Below are 2001 nucleotides of genomic sequence, written 5' to 3' on the forward strand. Positions count from 1 at the left end.
CCGGTGACCCAGCGAGCCCAGCGCGGTGAGCGACCCGCTGCTGTGTCACTCATTGAAGTCGACGGGGAGTTGCGGGCACTTCTTGTTGATCGCATTCCATTCAGATTGTCCATTCCCCGCTACGCCTTCGTAGAGGTTCCAACCACCGGTCTCGGCGTAGGTGTCGATGAACGTTTCCCGGCTCGGAGCCTCCGGAGTGTCATACCCTTCGGCCGCTAAGCAGGGTTGGAGCTCGTCGGTGAAGTAGTCAAATAGCTCGCCAAGGCGCTCATCGGTGAGCGGCACGTTGTACTTCGGATCCATCGGGTACTTCGCGTTACACGTGTACATGGCCAGGGCATGCGCTCCGGCTTGGGAGTTTTGGATCCCGCCGGATTCCAGCCCTCCATCCGCTGTGGCGCGCACGTCGGGCCAACCCAAATCGTGCATGCAACTCTCCCTCGCCGTTCCCCAGTCATCGTTGTCAACGAAGCGAACGATGTCGATCATCGGTCGCACCGCATCGAGTGATTCCCGCAACACCTGTTCCCATTCCCAGTCGAGTTGTTCTTGACCGGCGGCATCCAAAGTGAGGGCCGTTGAACTCGTGGGTTCCGCCGTGGATATAGCCGCGGTCGAATCTGACGGGACGGGCTCGGGGCTGTTGACCGCGCAGCCCGAGAGAAAAAAGAACGCTACTGATACCACCACAACGAGTGCCCACGTGTTCCGTGATCTTCTCTTCTCGAGCATCTTTCCCCACTGAATCCTGATCCTTCACGCACGTCGTGTATTGACACTAGTGAGGCTCGGTGAACATCTGGTGCCGCGGCCCGGCGCCGGAAGGTCCCTAAAATAAGGTGCACGGCCTAGGAGCCAGCTTCCGTCAGCCGAATACCTCGACGGGTCAGACAGTGCGCTCTGGGTAGCGTGACTCACAATGACGCCGTGGTCACTGGGTCAGGTCAGGCCGCTGCAGACCGTTTCTGCCCGGCGTAACTTACGCCAGATGCTATTCGGATTGAAGGGTCCATGTAAGGGACCTTATTGTGCGTCACCCTCGACGCCGCAGAGCGATGCGTGAAGGCCGGCACGCGAGTGGTTTCAGCAGAGGCGGCGATGCGGTTGGGTCGGAACCGGCCCAGTGCTTGTGTTCATCTACGACCACGATGAGTGCTGCGCTGTAGCCAAGGTCTTCACAGACGTACTCGAGAGCCGCTGCGTTCTCGGTCACATTGACAACTGTGTAGGTCACACCGGCTTTGTCGAGTGCTCGGTAGGTCAACGTGCATTGGATACACGCTCGCTTGCGGTACACCGTCACCTGTTCACTCATGATCGTGCTTCCTTTCCACCAACAATTTTTTTTGCCTGGCTGACAAGAGAAATCGACAGCGACAGGGAGTGCCGCAGGACCGGGTCGTGGAATACCGCAACGCAGCGAGAATATGCCGCTAGCGCGAAAATAGTCAGCGTCACTACCGGCTACACCTGGATCGGCACCGCCCCACATGCGGAAATCCAACAGCACCAACGACCCGAATAACCCCATGCGGTCACGGCCGGCCCAGCCGGGGCCGGCCGTGAGGGGGCGGCGCTCCTCGACCAAAGGCGCCTGGCCCCCGAACCATGAATTTCAAGTGAACTGGAGCCAGAGAGGTTTGCCGTACACCCTTCGCGGGTGAACGATGATTACCGAAGGGGGCATCGGGCTCTCTCAGGAAGCTGGGGAAGACAATGAAGAATAAGCAAGCTAAAAAACTCATTACAGCCGGTCTGGTTGTGGCGCTCGGACTGGGCGGTGCGGTGTTGACAGCAGGCCCCGCGTTCGCCGCGTCAGCCAACACCGGTGCTAAGTCATGTGCGGCCGGTGGCGCGGCTACAGAGGCGGAGAGCACTCTGGACACGACCCACACCATCTTCCGGTGGGGACTGCCCCGAGTTCAGTTGACTCTGGGGGTTAGTGGTTTCAGGTGGCCTTGAGGGCCATGTTTATTGTCTCAAACTCGATCGGGGTGAGTT

Annotated in this window: 2 protein-coding genes; both read right to left on the bottom strand. The window is 59.5% G+C overall.

The features are described from left to right. Window positions 1–45 precede the first annotated feature (45 nt). Window positions 46–567 (bottom strand): hypothetical protein, encoded by a 522-nt coding sequence (locus BLS91_RS19415; RefSeq protein WP_092342718.1) that lies wholly within the window; start codon window positions 565–567, stop codon window positions 46–48. Window positions 568–1033: 466 nt separating this feature from the next. Continuing rightward, window positions 1034–1315, bottom strand: a complete 282-nt coding sequence (locus BLS91_RS19420) for a glutaredoxin domain-containing protein (protein ID WP_092342719.1) — start codon at window positions 1313–1315, stop codon at window positions 1034–1036. Between the last annotated feature and the right edge of the window lie 686 nt (window positions 1316–2001).

The sequence above is a fragment of the Cryobacterium flavum genome (genome assembly GCF_900103805.1).
Lineage (GTDB): Bacteria > Actinomycetota > Actinomycetes > Actinomycetales > Microbacteriaceae > Cryobacterium > Cryobacterium flavum.

What these genes read in the sequence shown, in the direction of transcription:
- BLS91_RS19420 (WP_092342719.1), bottom strand. Translation starts at nt 1,315, where the DNA reads ATGAGTGAACAGGTGACGGTGTACCGCAAGCGAGCGTGTATCCAATGC.